This window comes from Pedobacter chinensis (genome assembly GCF_003339865.1).
Taxonomy (GTDB): domain Bacteria; phylum Bacteroidota; class Bacteroidia; order Sphingobacteriales; family Sphingobacteriaceae; genus Pedobacter; species Pedobacter chinensis.
Genome location: NZ_QPKV01000003.1, coordinates 722,448 through 746,924 on the forward strand (window position 1 = coordinate 722,448; position 24,477 = coordinate 746,924).

Here is a 24,477-nt window from a genome sequence, read left to right on the forward strand (position 1 = left end):
TATCATGAAATTAAATTATATCATAAAACAAACAGCTGGTTTTTTAAGCCTGCTGCTTGTGCTAAGCTTCAGTGCTTGCAAAAAAGAAAATACCACTAAAGATCTGGATGCTGCACCAACAGCAGATCAGGTACAGTTTACCGTAACGCCAAGTCCTACCAATGCAAATGTGCTTACCCTGGTCAATCAATCTCCGGGTTTTAAAGCCCTTTGGGATTTTGGTAATGGCGCAACCGGAGATGGAAACACTGTTACGGCATCGTATCCATTAGCAGGGACATATACTGTTACATTAACAATTGCAACTGCCGGCGGTTCTGTATCCAGCACCAAAACGGTAGTTATTGCAGCCACCAATCCAGCAATGTTAACCGATCCGGCCTTTGAAATTTTATCTGGTGGTTTATCAAACGCTGCAGGTTTTACCTGGGTAATTGATCAGAAATCTCCGGGGCATTTGGGCGTTGGAGAAATCGGGCTGATGGAACCGAATTGGTATCAGGCTGGTCCGGATGAAAAAAATGGAAATGGATTTTACGACGACGAAATGACTTTTAACATGAACGGGTTAAAATATACCTATGATAATAAAGGAACAACTTTCGCAAATGCTGCCAATGCTCCAGGTATAGGTGGGCCGGCAGGTTCAGATGACCCGACTGTAAATTATACGCCGCCAACTAACTTAACTTGGCTGGTGACTGAAAATAATGGTGTTAAATACATTACCATCTCAGGTGGAGGTTTTATTAGCTATTATTTGGGTGTATCTCAATATCAGATTTTATCGCTTAACGAAAATGAAATGTGGTTACGTTGTTTAGATAAAGCTAACGCTGGCAATGCCTGGTACCTGAAATTGATAAAAAAAGGATATGTGAGGCCAGTTGTTCAAAAACCTTTGCAGGCCGCCAATTTAAGTGATGATTTTCAGGCAACTGCCAATTTTACCTGGACGGCCGAAAACATCGACTTCGTTAACTCTTACGATAACCCGGCTAAGTTTCCTGTAAATACATCGGCAAAAGTTGGTTACTATGAAAAAAGAACAGGTGATGATGGCCAGTACGGAAACTTAAATGTAACCCTGCCTTACCGCTTTAATTTAGCTACAACAAACAAAATCAGATTAAAAGTTTTCTTCCCAAGCGGAAATGATTTTACCAAAACAGCAGCAACAGTTTCTGTTAAGTTACAAAATTCGTTGTTGGGCGGTAATGCATGGCAAACACAAACCGAAATTGTTAAAACCATTTCAGTAGCTCAATACAATACCTGGGTACAGTTAGAGTTTGATTTTGCCGGAATTAGTGACCAAACCCTTTACGATAAAATTGTTGTTCAGTTAGGGGGCGAAGGTCATCCAAACCCAGGCATATTCTATCTGGACGATTTTGAGTTCAAATAAAATTGCTTCAAGATCAGTTGGCAGGCTACACGACTAACTGATCTTTTAAACATTTATACTATGAAAAGTTCAACGAAGTATTTTAAAAGACAGATTTTTGCAGCAGTTGCAATTGCAGTAATCGGATTGAGTTCCTGTTCAAAAAAAACAGATGATGATGGATTGGTTTATGTTCCCCCTGTACCTGCAGGACCACCTGTTGATAAAGGATGGACGTTTGAGACTACTCCAACCTGGGCTGACGAATTTACCAATACAGGTGCACCATTAACCAGCAACTGGGATTATGATACTGGAGGCAGCGGTTGGGGGAATAATGAATTGCAGTTTTATACCAACACCACTAACAATGCCAGCGTTGCCAATGGCATTTTGACGATTACCGCTAAAAAAGAAAACATGGGCGGCCGTGAGTATTCTTCTGCCAGATTGGTTACCAGAAACAAACTAGATGCTTTGTATGGCCGTTTCGAAATTAAAGCAAAACTGCCTTTCGGAAAAGGAACCTGGCCTGCAATATGGATGTTGCCCACTGATCGTTTTTATGGAGATTGGCCAAAATCGGGCGAAATCGATATTATGGAACATGTTGGCTATGATCAGGATGTGGTTCATTTTACCACACACACCGAAGCTTATTATTTCAAAATCAATACGCAAAAATCAAGCATGAAGAGAATTGATGGTGTAAGTACAGCTTTTCATCTTTATCGTGTAGACTGGACCCCATATGCCATTCGTGGGTATTTTGATGATGTTAAAGTTTTCGAATTTGCGAATGAAGGTACTGGCTACAAAGTATGGCCTTTTGATAAACGTTTCCACCTGCTTTTAAATATTGCTGTTGGTGGAGATTGGGGTGGTGCGCAAGGAGTGGACACCTCTATCTGGCCACAAAAAATGGAAGTAGATTATGTACGCTATTATAAAATGATAGATAAATAATTAAGGTTAAGTTTGATTGTTAAAGTCGCCAGGAAACTGGCGGCTTTTTTTGCTATTGATGGTCGTGGATCTGTCCCGAAGTTTCTGGATTGAAGGTTTATAGCAAAAGATGCAGACCGCCAAGTAGCAAGACCGTTGGAGATCAACCCTCCTTTTAAAATAAATTTATTTCATAGCTATTCGCTTCGCCATAGATTAGCATAAAGAGTTACAGAATAAAATCTTCCTCAAAAAAGAACGGGGATAAATCATACCGACCTATCCCCGTCATCTAAATTAACGCTCTCATATATATAAAAAACCAAAAAAGCGATTTATTATATCGGGCTAAAAATATTTTTATTTTTTTGCTGCCGATTTCTTTACAGGTGCTTTAGCTTTCTTTTCTATAGCAGGAGTCTCTTCTCCAACTTCTGCTTTTTTCTTAACGGGAGCCTTGGTTTTCTTAACTTCGGCAGCAGGTTCTTCAACAACTTCCGTTTTCTTTTTAGCAGGTGTTTTTGCTTTTTTAGGTTCAGCAGGAACTTCTTCTTTAACTTCAGCTTTTTTCTTTACAGGTGCTTTAGTTTTTTTAACTTCGGCCACTGTGGTTTCTGCAACAATTTCTTCTTTGGTATCAGCAGCTTTTGTTGTTTCTTCATTTTGTAAATAAATGGCCAGAATCTGCTTTAAATAAACATCAGGTTTAGGCATATTAATGATAGTACCCGGTTCTTTATCTTGAGATTGTTTAATGTAGGCTGATTTAATTTTGCCCCAATCTTTAGAGTAAAGCCTGATAAACATTTCTATAAATTGTTCGTCTGTATATTTTTTAGGCAACCTACCCAGCACTGCCTGAATTTTTTCTTCTTTTTTATGTAATACCGCCATCGCTTTTGTTTTCGGCAAAGATAGCCGATATTACAGACAATCATGTAAATACGAAAATTTAAACTTTTTTTACTTTCAATTGTCACAGGGTTATGAAACATTTCAAGCTCAAAATCAAGCTGTTTTTTTTATCGGTCTTAATAAGTACAATCAGCTTAAAGGCGCAACCAAACTTTTCTAAAGTGGATGCCTGGCTCGCAGATCATACTGATGTGATGGGAGGAAGAGTATATCTCATGGTTTATAAAGATGGTAAAATAGTTTACAGCCATGGCGAGAGCAAAATGGATTTTAAAAACAAATCAGTGGTCAATTATTTTGCCAGGTTACAGGGTAAAACTGCAGATTTGAGTGCATATACTGCATCTACTCAACAACAAATTGCAAGTTGCAGCAAATGGCTGAGTGCAGCCTTGGTTATGACATTTGTTGATGAAGGCAAACTGAAACTGGACGACACGGTTGGAAAATATCTTCCTGTACTTTCCCAGGCGGGGAAAGGCAACATTACCATTAGTCAGTGTTTATCGCATTTGACCGGAATTAAGGCTCCGCCATTAATTGAAAGTTTAAACGAAATGCAAAACACCAATAGCATGGATCAGGCGATTGCACAAATTGCTGCATTGCCCGTGGAAGGAAAACCCGGAAAAGTTTTCAGATATAGCAATACCGGATTACAAATTGCCGGAGCAGTTATCGAAAAAATTAGCGGTAAAAGTTTTGAAACCTTATTTGCTGAACGGATTGCACAACCCCTGGATATGAAGAACACTGATTTTGGTAAAGGAAAAGTTGCTTTGCCAGCAGGTGGAGCAAGTAGTACACCAAGCGATTACATGAACTTACTGGTTATGCTCGTGAATAAAGGAATGTTCAATGGGAAAAGAATTTTATCAGAAAACAGCATTAACCAAATGCAGGTTAATCGCATAACAGCTTATGTGACAGTGGCTTATGTCCCGACTGAAGCTGGTGGTTTTGGTTATGGCTATGGAGAGTGGATAATGGATAAAGGTATAGGAAACAATCCAGGCAACGCAGTTACCAGCCCTGGTTTATTTGGAAGTTTCCCCTGGATAGATAATCAAAAGAAAACAGCCGGATTTTTAATGGCATTTTATTTAAACAACAGAGGAAGACATGAATATTATGTGGAACTTAAAAAATTAGTGGATGAGGCTTTGAAATAGAAATCACACAAAATCATTTAAATGATCAGTTTATTGAAAGTTTTGGCTTATGTACAATCTTCGGTTGAAATGACCGGGTAGCGCTAAACTTCTGCTTCTTCCAGAACCCCAGCCTTTCTATGCGCCACCAACCTTTCACGATGTTGTAAGCCCCAGTTCCGCAATTCATCAATAACCTTATCCAGCGAACCACTATATTCAGTTAATTCATACGTTACGGTTACAGGTGTGGTAGAAAATACCTTGCGAATCACAAACTCATTCAGCTCTAAATCTTTTAACTCTTTCGATAAGATTTTAGGCGTAATTTCACCTAAAGATTTTTGGATTTCGTTAAAACGCTTCGGACCATCTTGCAGGCTGATAATCAGCGGCAACTTCCACTTGCCATTTAAAACATAAAGTGCATCTTTTACCGCATTTAAACTTGCGTTACAGGTTTCCTTGGTATGATTTTCTTTTCTAAATGCCATAATACAAAATTAAAAGCTTTCCCAAAGGATACTGCTATCCTTTGGGAAAGTAGTATCTTTTGGATAGTAAAAGTAAATAAATTTGCATCAAAAAAATAACATGAACACAAAAACAATCAAAATTATTTATTGGATCTCAACTTCTTTAATTTCGTTGATGATGATTTTTTCTGCTTATTCCTATTTTACTAATCCTGAAGTTAAGCAAGGTTTCCAGCACCTGGGTTTCTCCGATTACTTTAGGATAGAATTAGGCATAGCAAAACTTTTAGGTGCAATTATCCTGATAGCTCCAATTAAAGGTCAGATAAAGGAATGGGCTTATGCTGGTTTTGCTATTACCTTTATTTCTGCTTTTATCGCTCATGCTGCATCCGGTGATCCTGTTAGTAATCAGATAGGTCCAATCGTATTTTTGTTAGTGCTGGCCCTGTCGTATTTCACTTATCGTAAATCGAAAACTGTAGTCAGCGTTAACCAGATTTAGGGCTTTAAATCATAAGGGACGCAAAGAGATTCCACAGAGTATTACAGAGAGATTGACATAGGTTGCAAAAACCTAAGCTTACTTTGTGTGCTTTGTGGTCAAATCTGTTAGAATAACCATGAATTAAGCTATTAACGCAGGCATATTTATAATCGTTACCTGATAATCGAAACACTTCCCGATATTTTTTTATTTCCTGATATTATGAGGTAATAATATACGCCAACCGGTAATGCTTTTCCGTTAAAAGTGCCATCCCAGGGTTTTTCGTAGCCGGTAGCGCCATAAACAATGCTGCCATTTCTGTTAAAAACCCTTACTATATCTTTAACGCCAACACTTAAGACTTTCCAGTAGTCGTTAATTCCATCTCCATTTGGACTAAAAGAATTTGGAGCATTGATTTCGCAATCATTTCTGATCAAAGCTTTAATCACATTGGAATAAGCAATCCGGTTAGAAACGCACAAGTTAGTGCTTTGCATCATGCAGGATACCTCATCTCCATCATTTAAATTAGTAAGTGTGATCGAACCGTATCCCATCGTATTTAATTCTTGCGAATTCACAAACCAACGGTAGGTGGCATTACCCTGTACATTTTCTGGCTTAGCGGTAAAAGTTATTGGTTTGCCGGCGCAAATTGCTTCCGGTGATGAGGTTTCAATTTTTACAGCAGTGACGGCATCGGGTAAAATGGTCAATCTGATAATGTTTGATGTGTTCGAAATAACCGGAACACAATAATCATTGTTAATGATTTTAAGGGTAACCAGATCTCCGTCATTAAATGATGTACTGCTGAAAACGGGATCATCGTTAACAATTTCCTCCCCGTTAATCATCCAAACATAGGTCGGATTATCTCCAGTATTATCGGTAGTTGCTTTAAACGTAATTTTCATTCCCTCGCAAGCTCTGGTAGCATCAGCATTAATCACAGCGAACGGCCTTTGAAAGCCAGAAACAATTAAGGTCTGGCTCGCGGTTTCTATTCCATTTGTTGCCGTAATGGTACTAGTACCGGCTCCTGTAATGTGTATTAATCCATTGATGATTTCTGCAACCTGTGTACTGGAACTGGTATAAGTAATAGGAAGTCCGCTTGTAGCGCCTGGTTCAAAATCCAGATCGCAAATGGTTTTTGCAGGTAATTCCGGGAAAACGATATCGCTGGGTAAAGTAGTTTGAATGGTAACCATGGCAGAACTACTGCCTAAAAGATTGTAAGCGGTAATTGTATAGGCTCTGGCGGGAGAAGCTGCTGTCGGCGTACCTGTGATTATTCCTGTTCTTGGATCAAAAGTTAGTCCTGCAGGAAGTGTTTTATCAATTGTATATCCTGTCAGCGAAATTTTTCTAATAAGATTATTTAGAAAATCTGTTACATAGAGATTTCCTGACACATCAAATGCTAGCATGATGGGGCCATTAAAACTACTATTTGTTCCAATGCCATTTAAGTTTCCCTGAGTGCCATTTCCGGCAAGCGTTGTAACTTCTCCGTCAGGAGTAATTTTTCGAATTTTATTATTCCGGTAATCAGCTACATATAAATTATCCAATGGGTCGATGGTAATACCCGTGGGATAATATAATCTTGCGTTTATACCTATGCCATCTGTATTTCCGGCAACACCATCTCCTGCAAATGTGCTAACAATTCCTGCGGGAGAAATTTTTCTGATTTTGTTGTTCCCTGCATCTGCAACAAATACATTCCCAGACCGATCCACTGCAACACCGTCTGGATTGTTGAACGTTGATATTAATGCATTCCCATCTAAGTTACCTGCGGCACCGGTGCCTGCAACTGTAGAAACGGTGCCGTTTGAAGTTATTTTTCGAATTTTATTGTTTTTCTGATCAGCTAGATACAGATTGCCAGATAAGTCGAAATTGAGTCCGCCCGGGCTATTGAATCCTCCTGCTGTTCCTACGAATATGCTATTTACTCCTGCTGTATTTATTTTATGGATACTTTGATTATCAAAACTTGAGATATAGGTATTGCCATCAGCATCAGCTGTTAGTCCTGTTGGCGTACCCACATAGCCAATCGTGCTGACTTGAGCGGAGGGTGTGATTTTTCTAACTGTTCCGCTACCGTAATCGCAAACATATACATTGCTTTGCAAATCGGTTCCAATACCTGATGGCATATTAAAACCTGAGTTTAAGCCAATGCCATTATAGGAAGATGCTGTTCCGCTCCCGGCAAATGTGGTAACTTGTTGATAGATATTTGCAGGTACTTCACCACCCGAATGAGAAGGAAGTAAAGGGCTGATCACAGTTCCGGCAACATACGTTTGTGGTGTTGCGTAACTGATTTTCGGGGCCTGGGAAAATGAATCCTTAAAAACTAAGATTAACAGGGATAAAAACAGAAGTCTGTAAGGCGTTATTTGGTTGGTCACTTTTTTGGATGAGCAAAATTTCGTCATAAAAATACATAAAATATCGAGCCATGGAAGCTTTATTTTTTTTCATATAATTAGAATGTGCTAGCTTTAAGGTTGTATTGTACTAGAATCCGGGAGTCAAATGAAAATTATAACATTAGTCGCAATTAACCCCTAAACTTGTCGTTTTTGCAGGTTTACATGTGTGTGGCATTACTGTACCTTTGAATAAACTAAATCAGAAAACAATTATGGCAACTCAAATTTTTGTGAACCTTCCGGTTAAAGACCTCGACAGATCTGTAGCGTTTTTTACCAAACTGGGTTATACTTTTAACCCTCAATTCACTGACGAGAAAGCAACCTGCATGATCATTAGCGATACCATTTATGTAATGCTGCTCACTGTATCTTTCTTCCAGACTTTTACCAAAAAAGAAATTGTAGATGCCCACAAAGCAGTGGAGTGCTCCATTGCCTTATCTGCCGACAGCAAAGATGCGGTTAATGAAATGGTAGACAAAGCACAGGCAGCAGGAGCCACAATACCTAATCCAGCCACCGATTACGGCTTTATGTATCAACACAGTTTTGAAGACCTGGATGGCCACCATTGGGAATTTGTATGGATGGATCCAAATGGAGTTCCTGAGCACCAGGGATAAAATTGCCCTGAATAAAGATGATGGCCATGAAATAGTTAGAAGTCGAGCTTTTTTAGTAAATGTCAGGCTGGAATTGACCAGATTTTAACATTTTGGGCCATATATGGGCAAAAAAAGGAAACAGCCGTAACAGGTTGTTTCCTTATAAAGAAAGGAAGAGATGTTGGACTTTTTGAAGATGTGTTTGCAATGTTAGATGTAAAAAATTGTCATAATGTCCCGGTAAGAAAAGGAAAATAAATTTAACACCGAATAAACTTATATGATTATGTTCTGTTAGTTGATATAATTAATTTTCTCTGGCAGACATACTGCCAGTTGAGTACCTCCTGTCTGTTATTGATGCAGCAAATCAATAATTGCTCTGGACATTTCGTAAATAAAAGGGCTTTCGTAATTGTTCAGGATAATGATGCAGATCTCATCATCAGGTATGCGATTAACGATACACGTTGCCCCATCTATCCCGCCATCGTGAAAGATCCTTTTTTTACCCCCAATCTGATCTATTACCCATCCATACCCAAAACGGAAAACAGGAGTCTGGGCTTGTTGTTGCAAGGACTGCTTTACGAGCTGGTATTGGTTAAGCGCCCGGCAATAGCGGTAGAGGTCTGGCGTGGTAGAAAACATGGAGCCAGCTGAAAACGATGCTGTTGCATCTACAATTGGTGCTGCCTGGCTGCCTTCTTTTGGAAAATCTACATAACCCGTGGCTTTTTTGGGATTTCGGCTGTTCTTGAAGTCAAATCCGGTTGCATGCATTCGCAATGGCCGGGTAATGTGTTTTCGAATCGCCCTGTCGTAACTTAGTCCTGTGACCTTTTCGATGATCAGTCCCAAAAGTACATATCCGGAACTGCAATAACTGTATTTTGACCCCGGCTCAAAGAGCAATGGCTTATTGCGGAACAGGGCGAGTAACTGACCACGCGTGGAAGGGTGCCTGATCTCATGGTTCATGAACAGCGTATCTTTGGTATAATCGAAAATACCCGATGTGTGTGACAATAAGTGGGTAAGCCTGATTTTTTCCCCATTAGGATAGTCTGGAAAGTACCGGTTCAGAGGATCATTGATATTAAGTTTTCCCTTTTCGTGCAGCTTAAGCACCAGTTGTGCAGTGAAGGTTTTTGTTATCGATGCAATCTGATGGACCGTGTTGGTATCGTTCCATAATTTTTGTTCAACATTACGGTATCCCACTGCCTTGTGCAACAGTACTGTTCCTTTCCTTGCTACGAGTATGCTTCCACTAAACTGTTGCCGGTTGTAGAAACCGTTAACCAGCGTATCGAGATCAGCCTTCAGATCTTGTGCATTGGTTCCTGTTGAAAGAAAAAAGCAAACTGTTAAGCAAATCAGGATTTTCATCATCACAATTACTTTATTGGCCCATGATCTTTTCAACAATCTGTTTTCCGTTAAGCATGCTCTGGCTAACAATGGCCGGTGCGATAGCGAAGCCATTATCGCTATTGGTTAGTATAACAATGCCATCTTTGGCAGAGGGATTGAACAAAGCGATGGTATTTACCCCCTCATCGCCTCCATCGTGCCCAAGAACGTATCCGCCGCCCGGAAGCCCTGGGATTACCTGCCATCCAAGTCCCATAAACATGTTTTTGCGCATGAGCACTTGCGGATTTACCATATCTGCATAAATTTCTTTTTTTAGTCCGAAACCTTTCACAACTGCTATACAGAATAAAGCATAGTCTTTTGCGGTGGTTAATAGATCATCTGCTGCGTTTGCTGTTGTTGCTTTGACGGTTTCATAACTTGCCTTTCCATCGCCATCATGGTTTTGGGCATATCTGCTTTCAAGCGAAGCATCCCATGTCAACCGGGAGTCGGTCATGTGAAGAGGGCCAAAGATTTCTTCCTGCACCAAACGGGTTAATGGTTTGTTAAATTTTTTCTCAAGTGCTTTTCTGAGGTACTCGAAGCCCTCGCCAGAATAGCCGAATCTTGTTCCGGGATCAGCATCGAAGGTTAATTTCTTCGACGGATGCAGCCACCGCCAGTTTACAAAACCAGATTGATGGGTAAGTACATGACGGGTGGTCAGGTTTTTGCTCCGAGGATCATCCCTCACATCCGGATCTGTAAAATAATTGGACAAAGGCTCGTCAAGGTTCCACTTGTTCGTATTGGCAAGCCTCAGTACCAGCATAGCCACTACGGGCTTTGTCATAGAAGCTACGTTAAACACTGCATTTTTGGGCGCTTTAATTCCTTTGGCAAGCTCGCCATATACTTTTACCGAATGGAGCTGTCCGTTGCGTATGACCGCAAGGCCAACACATGGTACCTTGTTTTCTGCCATCATGGCAAGTATTGTGGAATCAAGCTGGACTGACTGTGCATGACCCGGTGCAATGATGTAAAAATGCCCACAGAACAGCAAAAAGAAAAGCATGGGTGATTTCATGATAGGCTGACTTAAACAATTTAATAATGGACGTTTGGTATTAGGACGAAATTTAAGAACAAAAGGTTGCGGGGCTAATTGAAATAATTTTTCATTTTAACCAAGGTAAGAAACCTGTTAGCACTTCGATGTATCTTCGGTAAAAATATTCACGCTGTTTCTTCCCCAACCGTATGCTCAAAGAGAACTTTGTTTTTAGGAATGCCTTCCGCCTGTAGCCATTCCCTACGGGACTTTCCAAATCTGTCTTTAAATAGTTCTGAGACAAATTGAGTTTTCTCTTAAAAACAAAAATCCCGCTTTACTCATTGTAAAGCGGGATCGTAGCCCGTAGGGGAATCGAACCCCTGTTTCCAGAATGAAAATCTGGCGTCCTCACCCCTAGACGAACGGGCCATTAATCTGAGTTTTGACTTTGGAGTCTTTAGTTTGGAATAACTCTCAACTTAAAACTCTCAACTCCTAACTTCTTGGTAGCGGGGACACGACTCGAACGTGCGACCTTCGGGTTATGAGCCCGACGAGCTACCAACTGCTCCACCCCGCACTCTATGTTACTTCAATACTCCGTTTGAAGGAGTGCAAAGGTATATAATATTTTTAGTTTTCAAAAGTCGTTACTAGCTTTTATCGAATATTTCAATTATCTGCTTGATTTGTAGCTGATTATTTTTTTTGTTGATGATTTTTTATTGGTATTTCAAAAGGGAGGAGATATAGGGAAACAAACCCATTACAGCCAAGATACCAAACGATACCGTTAAACGAAAAAAAGTTGATCGTCAGCGGTATCGCTTTAAATCAACTTTTTGTTATTAGTGTAGCCCGTAGGGGAAAGATCTCGAACCATTTTATCAAAAACCTGAAACGTTTAGCTGGTAAGTAATGAATGATTGCGCGCATTACAACTCCGTTTCAAAGTTTGTTTAACCAATAGATGGACTGGTTTACCTCATCAATTTCGATATCATTTGGAAATCTGACATAGATATAGAAGTTTCGTTAATGATCAGGTACGGTATTGGTCAAACTCATTTCAGATTAGTTTTTACTGCGTTTACTATTTCCGCTTCACTGGTGTGGTCGGCATGACTGCCACATGAACTACAATATAAAGCATTTAGTATTTCAGACTAAATACACTTTCATTATTATTCCCCTTGCCGAATGGAACAGTGTAAAGTGGTTAGACAGCAGGGGGAAATACCCTCTTCAATTTCTGCCAAACGGTCGACGCACGTTTTGTTAATGAACTTCGCCTCCGCTTGAATGATAACACAGTTATTCAATAGTTCAAAAGATTGCCGGGACATTTCTGAATTCGAAGTCAAACGCTTAACTTCGTCTCATTACAATTGTTTCCTAAATATCGTTCAGCGCGCTCCGCGCATCTTTCCGGTTTGCTTGTAAAGCCGGCCAAATAACTCATGACTTTATTTTAATGAAACAATATGCTTACCATCGATCCTTCGATCAACACCTTTTATACAAGGTCGCAAGAAGAGAACAGACTCTCAACCGGCCTTGGCCCCCTGGAATTTGAACGAAACAAAATACTAATTAACCGCTATCTCAACGACTCCTATAGCATTGCAGACATAGGCGGCGGCCCAGGCCATTATGCTAAGTGGCTGGCCGATCTCGGCCATCGGGTTACGCTTATCGACCCTGTAAAAAAGCACATCAACCAGGCAAAACAACGGTCCGCGCAGCCAGGAAAACCTTTTCAATGCCTGCAAGCAGAAGCGCGCCATCTGCCTTTGCCGGATAAAAGCCAGAACCTGGTAATCCTGCATGGCCCATTATATCATTTGCAACAGCAGGTTGACCGTATTGCCGCGCTGCAGGAGGCCCGCCGAGTATTGAAAAGTAACGGTGTCCTGCTGGGATTTGCCATTACCCATTCCGCATCCCTGATCGCATCGCTGCAAAGCAACCTGATCCACCATCCGGGCATTTCGGCCATGTGCAAAGCGGAGTTACTGACCGGGGTCCATCAGCCACCTCCGGGCTTTCCTGGCATGTTGCCTGCGGCCTTTTATCATCGCCCGTCCGTGTTGACCTCTGAATTTGAGCACGCCGGCTTTTTCCCGCTCGACCTGTTGCCTGTTGAAGGTATCGCCTGGCTCGATGGCCGGTTCTTTGAAAGTTGGGCTGATCAAGGCAAGCGGCAGCACCTATTGGAACTGGTGGAAATGACGGAGAAAGACAATGACCTTCTGTGCTTTAGTCCGCACATCCTGCTGGCAGCCCAAATAAAAACCAACTAAATAATAACCCTGAAATGTCACAATACCTGATCATGCAACGACTTATGTATACAAAACAACAACCCACACTGATGAGATCATACCTCTTATTTATAGTCTTACTGACCAATTTAACCGTCTTCGGTCAGAACCGTGCACCGGTCCAGCGCCTGGATGATACGCAGATAGCTACCGATGGGATTGACACGATTGTAAGCCGGTTAATGCGCGCTGCGAAAGTAGACGGCCTACAGCTGGCCATTATCAATAACAATAACCTTGTTTACCAGAAGGCTTACGGTTTCAAGGATAAGGCACAGGGCACTATGCTGGATACCAATACGATCATGTATGCCGCCTCTTTCAGCAAAGCGGTGTTCGCTTACATCAACATGCGTTTAGTTCAAAAAGGCCTGATCGACCTGGACAAACCCCTGGTTGAATATCTGAAAAAGCCCCTGCATGAGTACGGCAACTATGAAGAACTGGAAAAGGATGAGCGCTGGAAAAAGATCACGCCGCGCATGTGCCTAAACCATACCACGGGACTGCCCAACGTTTGGTGGATGAATGTTACGACCGGGATGCGCGATACCACGCTGAGGAACCGTTTATACTTTGAGCCGGGTAGCCGCTACGCTTATTCCGGAGAAGGATTTAAACTGCTGCAACGCATAGAACAGGTGTACCTCGGTAAAGACCTGGAAACGCTGGCGCGCGAGGAAGTGTTTGCACCTGCTGGCATGCAGCGCACCAGCTACATCTGGCAAAGCGCCTTTGATGCTAACGCTGCAACCGGTTACGACAAGGAGGGGAAGCCGGGCGGCAAGGTACGGTCTGGCAGTGCGGTCGGAGCAGGTTCAATGTTGACCACCATCAGCGACTTTTCCCGGTTCATCACTTATGTATTAAGCGGTAAGGGGCTCAGCCGTACTACTTTCCGCGAAATGATCAGGCCGCAGGTGCGCATTAATTCCATTTATGAGTTTCCAACCATGCTGGAGGAGACCACGCACCGGGACGATAAGATCAACTTATCATACGGTTTAGGATGGGGCGTGATCAAAACGCCCTACGGCCCTGCATTCTTCAAGGGGGGGCATGATGACTGCTGGCGCAACTACACGATCAGTTTTCCGGACAAGAAAACGGGCATCGTGATCATGTGCAACAGCGGTAACGGCGAAAGGATCTTTAAGGAGCTTTTGGAAAAACTGATCGGCGACACGTTTACCCCCTGGGAATGGGACCGCTTTACACCTTACAATGTTCAGGCGAAATAAAATGCTCCGGCAACTACTTTTAATTATAATAGCTTTAGATTTTGACTTATGAATAAAAAACTTTCTTATATAGTGCTGGCCGTTGTTCTATCCTTTGGCTCACTTTCATTGCCAACTACCGGATCGGCTCAATCGTTACCGAATAGCCTAATCTCCAAACTCGATCTGCTTTTTGCCCGATGGAATAAAGATGATGCGCCTGGCTGTGCGGCTGGCGTGGTCCGGGGTGACCAACTGGTCTATGCCAAGGGTTTCGGACTGGCCGACCTAGAGAACAAAACTCCCAATACGCCTGCCACGATTTTTTACATGTGCTCCGTTTCCAAACAGTTTGCAGGATACGCCATAGCTTTATTAGCCGGTGAAGGTAAAATAAAGCTGGATGAGGATATGCATACGTATCTGCCATGGATGGGCAACTTTGGCAAAAAGATCACTGTCAGAAACTTGGTCAACCATACCAGCGGCCTTCGGGATGATATCGGGCTGGCGCAGTTTTATGGGCTCGGCGGCGACGGGATGCTGACGCAGGAATTAGCACTACAGATGCTGAAAAGACAGCATACACTGAACTTCAATCCCGGTGAGAAGTTTTCCTATTCCAATTCCAATTATGTGCTGCTTGCGGAAATCGTAAAGAAGGTGACCGGTATGAGTTTCAAGGATTATACCGATTCAGCTATCTTCAGGCCATTGGAGATGACAGCCAGCGCATTCGCAGACGATCATTCGCGACTGATCGCAGGCAGGGCGCAATCTTATGAAAAGAACGGGGAAGTCTTCCATAATGCTGGTCAGAACGTCTATACCCTTGGTGACGGCGGACTATTTACCAGCGTAAATGATATGGCCAAATGGGTGACTAATTTTTATGAGCCCAAAGCAGGGGCGCTTAAGGATGTTGCGCTGATGACCACACCAGGTAAGTTGAACGACGGTTCCAGCATCCCGTATGCCATGGGCATCAACGTCAATACTGACCGGGGCTATAAGCGGTTGACGCATAACGGCGGCCTGGCAGGTTACCGTACGATCATTGCCATCTACCCGGAGCTTAAAACCAGCTTTTATATTTTCGGAAATGCCGGTGATGGCGAGGTATATAACGAGATCAACCAGATGGCCGAACTACTGATACCGGACAGATCAGCAAAAAAACAGCCTCAGACGCCTGCTTCTCCGAATGTTCCTGTAGCATCGATAAAGGATTCGACGGAGCTTGTTAAATTTGGCGGAAGTTACATTGCAGCTAATGGTTACAAGATCACGGTAAATTCAAAACCAGGGAAACTTTACGTAAACGGGAATGTAGAACTTGAAGCCGAAGGCCAGGGATTGTTTCACATGAAGACACGGTCATCGGTGAAATACCAATTTTCGGCCGATCCCCAAACAAAGGTTGTCCTTGCAAAGCTGATCTCACCGGTGCTGGCAAAGCCTATTGAGATGGAGCGTGTCAGCGAAGTTCAATTGTCAAGGGCGCAGTTGAGTGAGTATGCCGGCAGGTATTTTTCTGATGAGGTGGGAGCATTCTTTGACATAGTGGTTAAAAATGACGTCTTATCGATCAGTGATAAATACCACGACCCAGTAAAAGTACGCCTGTTTGGGACCGATCACTTGTTCACCGATTATGATTTTTTAAACCATGTACGCGTTGTTCGCAATAACAAAGGGGGCATTACCGGCTTTGAGCTGAACACCGGAGATACGGCGGGCATGGTTTTTATGAAGCAAACGAAGTAGGGCAATAATGCCCTACTTCGGTCCTGCAATACTTGTTCAACCGTAAGTTCCACATTACAAAGATAGAGTGGTCAGGTTAAAGAACTTTAAAGAAATATGCACAAGTAGCCGACGCTCTTCAAGTTGCAAGAAAGGCCTTTTGCTCCGCAAGGGGCCGCGCGCAAAATACCCTTTCATCCGCCTGTTAATTGGCGGTTGGAAGGGTATTAAGTGTATAAACGGCTTTTAATTCAGCTTTAGGGCTTCGTTATCATGCTTGGCAAAATCCGTACATAGGTCAAATGCGACCTGCGAACGGTCAAAGCCCGTTCCGTACATGATGGATTTAAACTTGCTTTCATCATCCTTGAAATTACGCACGTTTTGAAAATATCCCGTTACGCTGTTGTACGCACCAAACAAAGTAGCTTTGGTCGTGGCTTCCAGCTGACTGTCTGCTGTTATGGCATAATCAAAAATACTGCTTACCATGTTGTTATAATGGCTGGATAGTTCACTTTCCCTGCCCGTTTTCAGCTTTTCGTAGTTTCTTTGTTGCGCCTTTCAATTTCTCGGCTGCGCTGGCGGTGTGGCGTATCTTAATTTGGTTACTGCAATTATTCAATGCAGCGTTTAAGGTGTTGGCGCACCAAATGCGCACTGGTGTAAAAGCGATGGTAATACTGCCCAACCCGTCATGGGTAGAGGTCAAAAATAGGTACTGGTCAATCAGATCGTCTTTCCCTACCCGTATGTGGTCGGGTAGTTTAGTGGTAATAAAAATGGTTTCCCCGTAGCCTAAAGCGCCAGCGGTTTCATATTGGATGCCACTTTTACCGCCTACAATGCTATCAAAGAATGAGAAAGCATCAATATTCTGTACTACTTCGTAATCCCTGCCTATTTTGTCGTCCAGTACCGCTTCGGTATCGGTGCGGAAAGTAAAAAAGGAATTGTCCGAAATGATATTGTTGCCACTTGGCAGGGCGTGTAAATTCGGGTGCTTCATTACTTCAAAATCTAAACCCGCCTGTAAAATTGCCTCTGTGCTTGTTGCGTTGCGGTCAATGTCCTTGCCAATGACCTTCCATATTTTTTCTTTAACGTTTGCCATGATTGATATTTTTAATGTTGCGTACTCTTGATAATAAATCTCCGTTTCCAGTATGTTGATGTTAGCCGTGTCGGTTAAACTTAGTTTGGACTGTGTTTCCATCTCGTTCACGATCTCGGCAATACTGGTATGGTCGGCATTGACTGCCACACGAACCATAATAAAAAGGGTCTCGTATTTCATACTAAATGATTAGGCAGGGATAGTAATACCCGCTTCGATTTCTGTAAGCCTGTTCACACATATTTCATTTACAAACTGTGCCACCGCCTGAATGATAACCGGGTTTTTGGTGGTAAACTTCCTGCGGTTATCGTCCTCGATAGTCAGGATACAACCCTGAAAGTGATTGGCTTCGGTCTCGTCCGCATCATCAATTTGCGCCACCTCAAATGCTTCTAATGTGTCGATGGTTTCTAACAATCTGTCGCGCTGTATCTTCCTGCGGTGCAGTGGAGTTGCTACCTTGAGTGGAGACATTTATAGAGCAGATTTAATTAGTAATTTTAAATTTGACTGATATGAAACACAGAGTATTTGATGATGAGTTCAAGAAGATGGCCGTGGAGCTGTCCAGATTGAAGGGTTCGGTAAAGAATGCTGCCCAGGAATTGGGTCTGGATGCATCCAGGTTAAGTAAATGGCGCAACAATCCGGATTTCAACGGCGTTAAGGTGATGATGGACAAACCGGGGCTTAGTGAGGAACAGCAGGAGATCAGGAGGTTGAAAAAGGCGTTGAAGAATGCAGAACTGGAGCGTGACATCCTAAAAAAGGCAGTAGGCATCTTTTCCAGGGGAGACGGGGGATATACAGATTTATAGCTGAGCATAAAGCAATCTACCCCGTAGAGAAGATGTCGTCATTTTTTGGGATCAGCAGCAGCTCCTATCACAAATGGGCCAAAGATCCCGTAGGGTTCTGGAAACAGCAGGACTCCGAACTGCTGGCCAAGCTCAGGGAGGTGTGTTCCATGAGCCTTTGGCGTTACGGAAGTCCCCGCATTGCCAAAGAACTGAATGCGGATGGCATAAGGGTATCACTTCCACGGATAGCCAGGCTGATGGGAAGAAACGGTATAAATAGTATCATGAAACGGAAATATAGGGTCACTACCAATTCCAACCACCTCTATCCGGTAAATGAAAACCTGCTCCTTGGGGATTTCAGTACAAGGGGTCCTGGCCAGAAATGGGTAAGCGACATTACCTACATCAGGACCGCTGAGGGATGGCCATACCTAACAGTTATAATGAACCTGGCCGACCGGAAGATTGTTGGCTGGAGCATGGACAATAGCATGAGTGCCGGGTCTACGGTTGTTGCCGCATGGGAAATGGCTACAAGGAACAGGCCCGTATCGGGCGAACTCATGTTCCATAGTGACAGGGGGATACAATATGCCAGCCATGTCGTAGAACGTTATACAAACATCGATGAAAGGTACGGAAAGGCCGAAATCGAAGAAAAGCGGATAATTATTGGTTCTATGTACCCCGAAAATATCTGCTTTGACGGAGTAGAACATCGAACCGCAAGATTGAGCGAACCGCTCGTTCTTATCTTGCTGATAAACAGCGCATTAAAAGGCAAAAAAAATGGGAAAGGTTCAAATTCAATGAACCTTTCCCATCAAGTAGCCCGTAGGGGAATCGAACCCCTGTTTCCAGAATGAAAATCTGGCGTCCTCACCCCTAGACGAACGGGCCATTAATCTGAGTTTTGACTTTGGAGTCTTTAGTTTGGAGTAACTCTCAACTTAAACTCTCAACTCCCAACTTCTTGGTAGCGGGGACACGACTCGAACGTGCGACCTTCGGGTTATGAGCCCGACGAGCTACCAACTGCTCCACCCCGCACTTTATACAACTCGTTTTTTCGCTTGAATTAAATCCTTAACTCTGTTTCCGAATTGGAATGCAAAGATATAATTCGTTTCTTTGTACTGCAAATTTTTTTTAAAAAATATTTCAATGGCGCATAAAGCAGGTTTTGTTAGTATAATAGGTAAACCAAACGTAGGTAAATCAACCCTAATGAATGTGCTTGTAGGCGAGCGGCTTAGCATTATAACACCAAAGGCGCAAACCACAAGGCATCGTATTTTAGGGATTGTAAATGAAGAAGATTATCAAATTGTTTTTTCTGATACTCCAGGTATAATTAAACCAAAATATTCTTTGCAAGAGAGTATGATGAGTTTTGTGAACGGATCTTTAACTGATGCAGATGTACTTTTATTTGTTACCGATATTAATGAAGAACATGATGAGGAAGATGTTTTAGAGAAAATCTTAAATAAAGATATTCCAACTATTGTGCTCATTAACAAAATAGATAAAGCGTTACAAGAGCAGGTAGATGGAAAGATTGCTTATTGGCAGGAAAAACTAAATCCTGTATCAATTTATGCCATTTCAGCATTACACAATCATAATGTGGGTGGGATTTTAGATCGCGTTTTGGAATTATTGCCAGAACACCCACCATATTATGACAAAGAAGACTTGACAGATCGCTCAGAGCGTTTTTTTGTTTCTGAAATCATTCGTGAGAAAATTTTCCTGAATTATCAGAAAGAAATACCATACAGCACGGAGGTTATTGTAAAAAGCTTTAAAGAAGAAGCGCTTAAAAATGGCAAAGGACAAATGATACGAATCAGTGCAGAAATTGTGGTTGAACGCGATTCGCAAAAAAACATCTTAATTGGAACGGGTGGCAGCATGCTTAAAAAAGTTGGCACAGAAGCACGTTTAGGGATAGAGAAATTTTTAGATAGCAAGGTCTTTTTAGAACTGTTCGTTAAAGTAATTCCCGATTGGAGAAGTAAAAAGAATTATTTAAAAAGTTTTGGTTACGATAATTAATTCAGAAATTTAATCACGACAAAAAAACCGTTGTGAAAGGAATTTTGGACAAGTATAAAAATTAATATTAATAAAGGTTCCAAAAATTAACCGTACCTTTGCAGCCCGAAATAAATCGGTTAGTAGTTGATAGTCAATGGTTGATAACCAAATAGTTTAGCAGATTGCTGAACACTGAGACCGTTAACTATAAAACATTAACTATCAATAATACACACCATGAGTAACATTATAGCCATCGTAGGCAGGCCTAACGTAGGTAAAAGCACCCTTTTTAATCGATTAACCGAAAGTCGTAAAGCCATTGTAGATGATGTTAGTGGCGTAACCCGCGACAGGCATTATGGAGTGGGAGAGTGGACAGATAAACAATTTACTGTAATTGATACTGGTGGTTATGTGGCCAACTCAGAAGATGTTTACGAAGCTGCCATTCGGGAACAAGTAATGATTGCTATTGAAGAGGCAAGTGTTTTAATCTTTATGGTTGATGTTACTACAGGCATTACCGATTTGGATGATGATATTGCTCAGGTTTTGCGTAGAAGCAATAAGCCTGTTTTTGTTGCGGCAAATAAGGTAGATAATACCGCTTTATATAACGAGATTCATACTTTTTATGGTTTTGGCCTGGGCGAGGTTTATCCACTGTCGTCAATGACTGGTTCCGGAACAGGAGAATTGCTGGATGAAATCATTAAAAATTTCGAAGATATTCCTGAAGAAGAAAACCAACTTCCAAAAATTACTATTGCTGGTCGTCCGAACGTTGGTAAATCATCTTTAGTTAATGCCTTAATTGGTAAAGAACGTAATATCGTAACGGCTAACGCAGGTACAACCCGCGATTCAATCAAAATTCACTATAACCAGTTCGGCCATGAATTTATGTTGATTGATACGGCAGGTTTACGTAAGAAAACCAAGGTTAAAGAAAATTTAGAGTTTTATTCAGTAATGCGTACCATCAAAGCTTTAGAAGAAGCTGATGTTGTTGTATTAATGATTGATGCTGTTGAAGGAATCGAAAGCCAGGACATCAATATTTTCCATCTTGCGGAGAAAAATAAAAAGGGTATTGTGATTCTGATCAATAAATGGGATTTGATTGAAAAAAACACCCAAACAATGAAAGCTTTTGAAGAGCAAATTCATGAACGTATCCGCCCTTTTACTGATGTGCCGATCATCTTTACTTCAGTATTAAACAAGCAGCGTATTTTTAAGGCAATTGAAGCGGCTTTGGAGGTTTATAAAAACCGCAGCAAGAAAATTCCTACATCTAAATTAAACGATGTCATGTTGCCACTGATTGAGAAATTTCCACCTCCTGCATTAAAAGGAAAACACATTAAAATTAAATATATCACTCAAATTAATGCCACTTCGCCAATGTTTGCATTTTTCTGCAATTTGCCACAGTACATTAAAGATCCTTATAAACGTTTCATCGAAAACAAACTGAGAGAGAATTTTGATTTTTCAGGAGCACCTATTCAAATTTATTTCAGACAAAAATAAGAAAGGCAGACTTCGGGAAGATATAAGGTCTAACATCAAAGTGTTTGATGAAAAAACAGGGCTTGCATTCCCGCATAGGGACATTTCTTCGTTAAACGATTGATCTTTCAGGAGCACCTATTCAAATTTATTTCAGACAAAATAAGAAAGGCAGGCTTCGGGAAGATATAAGGCCTAACGTCAAAGTGTTTAATGTAAAAAAGCAGGGTTTGCATTCCCGGATAGGGACATTTCTTCGTTAAACGATTGATCTTTCAGGAGCACCTATTCAAATTTATTTCAGACAAAAATAAGAAAGGCAGACTTCGGGAAGATATAAGGCCTAACGTCAAAGTGTTTGATGAAAAAAAGCAGGGCTTGCATTCCCGAATAGAGACATTTCTTCGTTAAACGATTGATCTTTCGGGAGCACCTATTCAAATTTATTTCAGACAAAAATAAGAAAGGCAGACTTCGGGAAGATATAAGGTCTAACGTCAAAGTGTTTGATGTAAAAAAACAGGGCTTGCATATCCAGATAGGGACATTTCTTCGTTAAACGATTGATTTTTCAGGAGCACCTATTCAAATTTATTTCAGACAAAAATAAGAAAGGCAGACTTCGGGAAGATATAAGGCCTAACGTCAAAGTGTTTGATGTAAAAAAGCAGGGTTTGCATTCCCGGATAGGGACATTTCTTCGTTAAACGATTGATCTTTCAGGAGCGCCTATTCAAATTTATTTCAGACAAAAATAAGAAAGGCAGACGTTGGTAAGATATAAGGTCTAACGTCAAAGTGTTTGATGTAAAAAATAGGGCTTGCATATCCAGATAGGGACATTTCTTCGTTAAACGATTGATTTTTCAGGAGCACCTATTCAAATTTATTTCAGATAAAATAAGAAAGGCAGGCTTCGGGAAGATATAAGGCCTAACGTCAAAGTGTTTGATGTAAAAAAGCAGGGTTTGCATTCCCGGATAGGGACATTTCTTCGTTAAACGATTGATTTTTCAGGAGCACCTATTCAAATTTATTTCAGACAAAAATAAGAAAGGCAGACTTCGGGAAGATATAAGATCTAATGTCAAAGTGTTTAATGTAAAAAAATAGGGCTTGTATGTCCCGATAGGGACATTTCGTCGGTAGCACAAATAATAAAATGTTTCGTTCCGTAGGAACGTATCGTGAAATGAAAATTAACATGTTCCAAATCCCTAACATGCTACCGAAATCAAGCTGAAATTTATTTTTAATGTTGTCAGGAATACCATTCAAAATCATTAATATAGTGATAACCACCAAATGTTCCTACGGAAAATAAAAACATATTCATTTTTTTCTGCCCATGATATATCTCTGTGGGATATTTAGCTTAAAATCATTAACATGTGATCTGTCTGGAGCGAAAAAGAATAAAAACTGAAAATCGCTCTAATCCAAATCGCAATTAAAATATCCACCAACATTTAATTGTTGAACTTGGGTTATTACCTTTACCTTCTATGGAAATACAAGTCATCAATAGCCAGTCGTCAGACATCAACACCATTTTTGATTTCTATGATCTGGCCGTTGCGCATCAGAAAAAGGTATTCAATAAGCATTGGCAGGGTTTCAGCAGGGAGCTTGTGGAGACTGAAATTGCTGAAAATCGGCAATATAAAATTCTGGTTAATGGAAAAGTAGCCTGTGTTTTTGCCGTTACCTTTTCCGATAAACTCATTTGGGGAGATCGGGATCAGGATGCTGTTTATATCCACCGGATTGTAACTCATCCCGATTTCAGAGGATTTTCTTTTGTGAAAGAAATCATAAAATGGGCAAAAGAATATGCCACTCAAAATGGAATCAAATACATCCGTATGGACACCTGGGCAGATAATGAAAAGCTTTTATCATATTATACCAGCTGTGGTTTCGAATATGTTGGTGTTGTTACAATGGAGGAATCGGAAGGTTTACCCAAACATTATGAAGGAATCAGTTTGAGTCTTTTTGAGATTGTAGTTTAAGTTAAAGATCATAAAGTTCGTTCTAATTTGCAGGTGTTATTACGTGGGTGATAGAGGTTAAATCATTCGGATTTCTTTAATAGTTTCAAAGTATGATCCAAAGCATCTCTATTCGCCCAGGCTTGATGCCCTGTAATGACATAACATAATGGGTTTGAGGAAATTTTTCCTTCAACTTACTGATCGCATTTGGCCACTCCAAAACATTTGCTTCTCCGGTGAAGCCTAAGTCTTTCGCTTCCGTGCTCTTGACTAAACAGCCTCCAAACAAAACCTTATCCCTGGTAAACCAAATCGCAATATTATCTTTAGTATGACCCTGACCAGCGTAGTAAGTCTTTATTTGGTATTGTCCAACATTAAAAGTGGTATCATTGGCAAATATGAATTCGGCTCTGGGTTCATTGTTTTCCTTCAGAATCTCATCCGTTAATTTACTGGTATATGTTTTTATTCCTTTGCTCCTGAAAAATGCAATTCCACCAGCACGATCTGCATGTGAATGAGTAGCAATGGCTAACACCACCTTTTGATGATGCTTTGCCTGAATGGAATCTAAGAATGGTTGAAACTGCGTTGGGTCCCAGGGTGCATCAATAACAACCACCCCTTTACTGGTTACTAAATACATCGCATTTGCATCAGTTAATGTTCCCTTATAGTCATTGTAAGAAGTATAAACATAAAGATTGCCCGTTAAATGTTTAATTTTCAACTTCGGATTTTGTGCAGAAGCAAACTGATAGAATGAGAGGAAGATCAAAAAAATAGATAACGTATATACATATAGTAGCTTTGTAGAGTAATGACCGGCTTTTATGATATTAAACGAACATCA

Annotated in this window: 19 protein-coding genes, 4 tRNA genes and 2 pseudogenes; 13 read left to right on the plus strand and 12 right to left on the minus strand. The window is 41.2% G+C overall.

Annotation, left to right across the window (positions count from 1 at the left end; translation table 11 throughout):
* Positions 1-4 precede the first annotated feature (4 nt).
* Positions 5-1,408: a PKD domain-containing protein gene (locus tag DU508_RS08460; protein WP_115402381.1), complete on the plus strand. Its 1,404-nt coding sequence runs from the start codon at positions 5-7 to the stop codon at positions 1,406-1,408.
* A gap of 60 nt (positions 1,409-1,468) precedes the next feature.
* Positions 1,469-2,353, plus strand: a complete 885-nt coding sequence (locus tag DU508_RS08465; protein WP_115402382.1) for a glycoside hydrolase family 16 protein — start codon at positions 1,469-1,471, stop codon at positions 2,351-2,353.
* Positions 2,354-2,692: 339 nt separating this feature from the next.
* On the opposite strand, the gene DU508_RS23970 is transcribed toward DU508_RS08465, so the two are convergent.
* Positions 2,693-3,226, minus strand: coding sequence for a hypothetical protein (locus DU508_RS23970; protein ID WP_199562673.1), 534 nt, complete (start codon positions 3,224-3,226; stop codon positions 2,693-2,695).
* Positions 3,227-3,318: 92 nt separating this feature from the next.
* Between DU508_RS23970 and DU508_RS08475 the strand changes: the two genes are divergently transcribed.
* Positions 3,319-4,419 carry a serine hydrolase domain-containing protein gene (locus DU508_RS08475; protein WP_115402383.1) on the plus strand — a complete coding sequence of 367 codons (1,101 nt, stop codon included), beginning with the start codon at positions 3,319-3,321 and terminating at the stop codon, positions 4,417-4,419.
* A gap of 83 nt (positions 4,420-4,502) precedes the next feature.
* On the opposite strand, the gene DU508_RS08480 is transcribed toward DU508_RS08475, so the two are convergent.
* On the minus strand, positions 4,503-4,892 hold the full coding sequence (locus DU508_RS08480) for a winged helix-turn-helix transcriptional regulator (RefSeq protein ID WP_115402384.1): 390 nt from the start codon (positions 4,890-4,892) through the stop codon (positions 4,503-4,505).
* A 100-nt stretch (positions 4,893-4,992) separates the two neighbouring features.
* On the opposite strand from DU508_RS08480, the gene DU508_RS08485 reads away from it, so the two are divergent.
* Entirely contained in the window at positions 4,993-5,379 is a 387-nt protein-coding gene (locus DU508_RS08485) for a DoxX family protein (RefSeq protein ID WP_115402385.1), read from the plus strand.
* 155 nt (positions 5,380-5,534) lie between these two features.
* On the opposite strand, the gene DU508_RS08490 is transcribed toward DU508_RS08485, so the two are convergent.
* A complete protein-coding gene (locus DU508_RS08490) occupies positions 5,535-7,799 on the minus strand; it encodes an NHL domain-containing protein (protein WP_158542141.1) in 2,265 nt (754 codons plus the stop codon).
* Between the two features lie 236 nt (positions 7,800-8,035).
* On the opposite strand from DU508_RS08490, the gene DU508_RS08495 reads away from it, so the two are divergent.
* Positions 8,036-8,449: a VOC family protein gene (locus DU508_RS08495; protein ID WP_115402387.1), complete on the plus strand. Its 414-nt coding sequence runs from the start codon at positions 8,036-8,038 to the stop codon at positions 8,447-8,449.
* A 336-nt stretch (positions 8,450-8,785) separates the two neighbouring features.
* Here the strand turns inward: DU508_RS08495 and DU508_RS08500 are convergent, their stop codons facing one another.
* From DU508_RS08500 to DU508_RS08515, 4 genes are all read right to left on the minus strand, one after another.
* On the minus strand, positions 8,786-9,919 hold the full coding sequence (locus DU508_RS08500; RefSeq protein ID WP_115402388.1) for a serine hydrolase domain-containing protein: 1,134 nt from the start codon (positions 9,917-9,919) through the stop codon (positions 8,786-8,788).
* Positions 9,837-10,883, minus strand: a complete 1,047-nt coding sequence (locus tag DU508_RS08505) for a serine hydrolase domain-containing protein (protein ID WP_115402389.1) — start codon at positions 10,881-10,883, stop codon at positions 9,837-9,839. The genes DU508_RS08500 and DU508_RS08505 overlap by 83 nt, the downstream gene beginning before the upstream one ends.
* Positions 10,884-11,207: 324 nt before the next feature.
* Positions 11,208-11,279: transfer RNA gene (locus tag DU508_RS08510), tRNA-Glu, on the minus strand.
* A 75-nt stretch (positions 11,280-11,354) separates the two neighbouring features.
* Positions 11,355-11,430: transfer RNA gene (locus DU508_RS08515), tRNA-Met, on the minus strand.
* A 904-nt stretch (positions 11,431-12,334) separates the two neighbouring features.
* Between DU508_RS08515 and DU508_RS08520 the strand changes: the two genes are divergently transcribed.
* Genes DU508_RS08520 through DU508_RS08530 form a run of 3 tightly spaced genes read left to right on the plus strand, consistent with a single transcriptional unit; the run spans position 12,335 to position 16,161 of the window.
* Entirely contained in the window at positions 12,335-13,153 is an 819-nt protein-coding gene (locus DU508_RS08520; protein ID WP_115402390.1) for a class I SAM-dependent methyltransferase, read from the plus strand.
* A 14-nt stretch (positions 13,154-13,167) separates the two neighbouring features.
* Positions 13,168-14,415, plus strand: a complete 1,248-nt coding sequence (locus DU508_RS08525; protein ID WP_233509428.1) for a serine hydrolase domain-containing protein — start codon at positions 13,168-13,170, stop codon at positions 14,413-14,415.
* A gap of 48 nt (positions 14,416-14,463) precedes the next feature.
* Complete coding sequence (locus tag DU508_RS08530; protein ID WP_115402392.1) at positions 14,464-16,161, plus strand: serine hydrolase domain-containing protein; 1,698 nt, start codon at positions 14,464-14,466, stop codon at positions 16,159-16,161.
* A gap of 225 nt (positions 16,162-16,386) precedes the next feature.
* Here the strand turns inward: DU508_RS08530 and DU508_RS08535 are convergent.
* Positions 16,387-17,437 (minus strand): annotated as a pseudogene (locus DU508_RS08535) (DUF932 domain-containing protein).
* 9 nt (positions 17,438-17,446) lie between these two features.
* Entirely contained in the window at positions 17,447-17,734 is a 288-nt protein-coding gene (locus DU508_RS08540) for a hypothetical protein (protein WP_115402393.1), read from the minus strand.
* Between the two features lie 41 nt (positions 17,735-17,775).
* Between DU508_RS08540 and DU508_RS08545 the strand changes: the two genes are divergently transcribed.
* Positions 17,776-18,078, plus strand: a complete 303-nt coding sequence (locus tag DU508_RS08545) for a transposase (RefSeq protein ID WP_115402394.1) — start codon at positions 17,776-17,778, stop codon at positions 18,076-18,078.
* A complete protein-coding gene (locus tag DU508_RS24180) occupies positions 18,075-18,929 on the plus strand; it encodes an IS3 family transposase (RefSeq protein ID WP_262511021.1) in 855 nt (284 codons plus the stop codon). Before DU508_RS08545 ends, DU508_RS24180 begins: the two co-directional genes overlap by 4 nt.
* Here DU508_RS24180 and DU508_RS08555 read toward each other — a convergent pair.
* A tRNA-Glu gene (locus DU508_RS08555) sits at positions 18,892-18,963 on the minus strand. The two genes, DU508_RS24180 and DU508_RS08555, sit on opposite strands and share 38 nt — an antisense overlap.
* A gap of 74 nt (positions 18,964-19,037) precedes the next feature.
* Positions 19,038-19,113, minus strand: a tRNA-Met gene (locus tag DU508_RS08560).
* 114 nt (positions 19,114-19,227) lie between these two features.
* Between DU508_RS08560 and era the strand changes: the two genes are divergently transcribed.
* The 3 genes from era (at position 19,228) to DU508_RS08580 (ending at position 23,639) form a co-directional block, all read left to right on the plus strand.
* Positions 19,228-20,124, plus strand: coding sequence for a GTPase Era (gene era, locus DU508_RS08565; RefSeq protein WP_115402395.1), 897 nt, complete (start codon positions 19,228-19,230; stop codon positions 20,122-20,124).
* A 219-nt stretch (positions 20,125-20,343) separates the two neighbouring features.
* Entirely contained in the window at positions 20,344-21,645 is a 1,302-nt protein-coding gene (gene der, locus DU508_RS08570; protein WP_115402396.1) for a ribosome biogenesis GTPase Der, read from the plus strand.
* Between the two features lie 1,484 nt (positions 21,646-23,129).
* Positions 23,130-23,639: a GNAT family N-acetyltransferase gene (locus DU508_RS08580; RefSeq protein ID WP_115402398.1), complete on the plus strand. Its 510-nt coding sequence runs from the start codon at positions 23,130-23,132 to the stop codon at positions 23,637-23,639.
* 62 nt (positions 23,640-23,701) lie between these two features.
* Here DU508_RS08580 and blaB1PEDO read toward each other — a convergent pair.
* A pseudogene (gene blaB1PEDO, locus DU508_RS08585) lies at positions 23,702-24,459 on the minus strand (PEDO-3 family subclass B1 metallo-beta-lactamase).
* Between the last annotated feature and the right edge of the window lie 18 nt (positions 24,460-24,477).

Bases quoted from the DNA above. Each gene is read 5' to 3' on its own strand.
- era (WP_115402395.1), top strand. From the start codon at position 19,228: ATGGCGCATAAAGCAGGTTTTGTTAGTATAATAGGTAAACCAAACGTA.
- DU508_RS08475 (WP_115402383.1), top strand. From the start codon at position 3,319: ATGAAACATTTCAAGCTCAAAATCAAGCTGTTTTTTTTATCGGTCTTA.
- DU508_RS08580 (WP_115402398.1), top strand. From the start codon at position 23,130: ATGGAAATACAAGTCATCAATAGCCAGTCGTCAGACATCAACACCATT.
- DU508_RS08485 (WP_115402385.1), top strand. From the start codon at position 4,993: ATGAACACAAAAACAATCAAAATTATTTATTGGATCTCAACTTCTTTA.
- DU508_RS08460 (WP_115402381.1), top strand. From the start codon at position 5: ATGAAATTAAATTATATCATAAAACAAACAGCTGGTTTTTTAAGCCTG.
- der (WP_115402396.1), top strand. From the start codon at position 20,344: ATGAGTAACATTATAGCCATCGTAGGCAGGCCTAACGTAGGTAAAAGC.
- DU508_RS08540 (WP_115402393.1), bottom strand. From the start codon at position 17,734: ATGTCTCCACTCAAGGTAGCAACTCCACTGCACCGCAGGAAGATACAG.
- DU508_RS08525 (WP_233509428.1), top strand. From the start codon at position 13,168: ATGTCACAATACCTGATCATGCAACGACTTATGTATACAAAACAACAA.
- DU508_RS08480 (WP_115402384.1), bottom strand. From the start codon at position 4,892: ATGGCATTTAGAAAAGAAAATCATACCAAGGAAACCTGTAACGCAAGT.
- DU508_RS08520 (WP_115402390.1), top strand. From the start codon at position 12,335: ATGCTTACCATCGATCCTTCGATCAACACCTTTTATACAAGGTCGCAA.
- DU508_RS08465 (WP_115402382.1), top strand. From the start codon at position 1,469: ATGAAAAGTTCAACGAAGTATTTTAAAAGACAGATTTTTGCAGCAGTT.
- DU508_RS08505 (WP_115402389.1), bottom strand. From the start codon at position 10,883: ATGAAATCACCCATGCTTTTCTTTTTGCTGTTCTGTGGGCATTTTTAC.
- DU508_RS23970 (WP_199562673.1), bottom strand. From the start codon at position 3,226: ATGGCGGTATTACATAAAAAAGAAGAAAAAATTCAGGCAGTGCTGGGT.
- DU508_RS08495 (WP_115402387.1), top strand. From the start codon at position 8,036: ATGGCAACTCAAATTTTTGTGAACCTTCCGGTTAAAGACCTCGACAGA.
- DU508_RS08500 (WP_115402388.1), bottom strand. From the start codon at position 9,919: ATGGCTTCGCTATCGCACCGGCCATTGTTAGCCAGAGCATGCTTAACG.
- DU508_RS08530 (WP_115402392.1), top strand. From the start codon at position 14,464: ATGAATAAAAAACTTTCTTATATAGTGCTGGCCGTTGTTCTATCCTTT.
- DU508_RS08545 (WP_115402394.1), top strand. From the start codon at position 17,776: ATGAAACACAGAGTATTTGATGATGAGTTCAAGAAGATGGCCGTGGAG.